This window comes from Streptomyces sp. UNOC14_S4, from assembly GCF_020740835.1.
In the GTDB taxonomy this organism is placed as follows: domain Bacteria; phylum Actinomycetota; class Actinomycetes; order Streptomycetales; family Streptomycetaceae; genus Streptomyces.
In genome coordinates this window covers 1-1,780 of sequence record NZ_JAINFC010000857.1, presented here as the reverse complement: position 1 = coordinate 1,780, position 1,780 = coordinate 1, and the positions used below count along the sequence as shown (strand labels likewise).

Genomic DNA, 1,780 nt, shown 5'->3' with positions numbered 1-1,780 from the left:
GGCGGGGACGCTGTTGGGGACGGCCTCCACCCGCACTCCGGGCAGCCGCATCAGCTTGCGGTAGGTCGCGGCATCGGCCTCGGTGACGGTGGTGACGGCGTCCAGGCGGGGGTACTGCGTACGGAGGACGAGCTTCAGCGGCGCGGAGTGGGTGCTGAGCGTCAGGTGTTCCTGGCCCACGCGGGCGACGCCGTGCCGGGCCTGCTGGGCGATGTGCACATTGAGGCCCGGCCGGGTGCCGACCACGACATCGCAGTCCAGGCCGCGCAGGTGGGCGGCGATGCGCCGGTCGGTGAGCGCGCTGTACTGCTTGTAGCGGCCCTCGGCGGAGGGGAAGACGGTGGCGGGCCGCTCGTACTCCGGGTCGTCGCCCTCGTAGCCGGGGGTGCCCTTGCGCAGGTCCACCAGGTGGCGCAGGCGCACCTTGGGGCTCGGCGCGAAGACGGGCTCCTCACGGTGGCGGAAGACGGAGACGATCTCCACGTCGTGGTGTTCGGCGAGCGTCCCGGCGAGGTTGTAGGTGGTGCGGATCGTCCCGCCGATGCCGTACGCGTTGTGAATCAGGAATGAGATGTGCATTCGTCCCCGTATGCAGCCGTTTCCGCCGCGGACATTCCGTGCAGCCCGCCCTACCGAGACATTAGACCGTGGCGGAGGCCCGGAGGTTGGCCCTGATCGCCAACTCGTTCCGCAAGCGATGGAGAAGCGATGGGGAATCGGTAGCGGATACGGGAACTTTCGGCCGTCGTCACCGACCGCGCGGGGCCGCGGGCGCGGGACCGTGACCCTGGCCACGGATCGGGCGTTGTCTGTTTCATGAGCCGGGAGACACCCGGCCCCGACGCACCCAGTTCGAGGAGCCACCGTGCCGCGCATGCTCGACGTCAGTGACGACGTCCGCGCCGAGATCGGCGACGAGGAAGCCGACCGCCTGCTCGGCGGTGACAATGCCCCGGGGAGCTACGACTGCACCTCCTGCCGCGCCCCCGGCAACAGCGAACGGGACCGCACCAGCACGGTGCTGTTCGTCGGCGAGGAGACGGCGGTGCTCGCCTTCGCGCACGCCTCGTGCATCCCTTCCCAGGTCGTGCCGGTGTCCGAGGAGCAGCTCCAGGGGGCCGTGCGGTCCATCACCGGCGAGGACGGTTCCCTGCAGGCCCCGCCGCCGCCCGTCGGGGCGGCGCCCGACGGGCCGGTCCAGGCGGAGCTGGGGGTGACCAGCGGGCTCGTCCTGATCAACGGGGACCTGCACCCCGCGCTCGTCGTCGAGCCGCTCGCCCCCATCGCCCGGCCGGGCACCACCGGCCCGGTCGACGTCTTCCTGCCGCTGCTGATCGAGCAGGGCTTCACCCCGGTCGCCGCGATCGACCAGGTGCCGCCGCCCACCCCGGGCTGGTCGGTGCTGCTGGCCGTGGGCAGGCTGCACGCCATCCTGCAGCCGGTCACCGGCGGCGGCACCCCGTCCGCGTGGTGGCAGGCGCACCAGGCGGTGGAGGTCGCCCCGGACTGGCGAGCCGCCGCCAACAAGACCCAGCGGGTGCTGGTCTTCGCGGCGCCCGTGGGCACGATCGGCCAGCAGCCGCGCGAGGACCTGCTCCGCGAGGCGCTGGACCGGGCCGCCGAGCGCGGCCAGCTCGTCGCCGCGTCCATGCCGCTCGCGGGTACGTGATCGGCGCCGTGCACCCCGTACCCGTATCCAGGCTGCCGCCGGGGCATTCGCCCCCCGGCCCGCATCCCCCGGGCCACGCGCTCGTTGGCTCAGACGTGCACTCATACGGGC

At 72.8% G+C, this 1,780-nt stretch carries 2 protein-coding genes; one reads left to right on the top strand and one right to left on the bottom strand.

The features are described from left to right. Positions 1 to 579, bottom strand: a 579-nt coding sequence (locus K6I34_RS36500; protein ID WP_229332320.1) for a glycosyltransferase, incomplete at its 3' end; no start/stop codon positions are given. A gap of 286 nt (positions 580 to 865) precedes the next feature. Between K6I34_RS36500 and K6I34_RS36495 the strand changes: the two genes are divergently transcribed. Then, the gene (locus tag K6I34_RS36495) at positions 866 to 1,669 is read left to right on the top strand and encodes a hypothetical protein (RefSeq protein ID WP_229332319.1); all 804 of its coding nucleotides are present in this window, start codon (positions 866 to 868) and stop codon (positions 1,667 to 1,669) included. Positions 1,670 to 1,780: the final 111 nt, after the last annotated feature.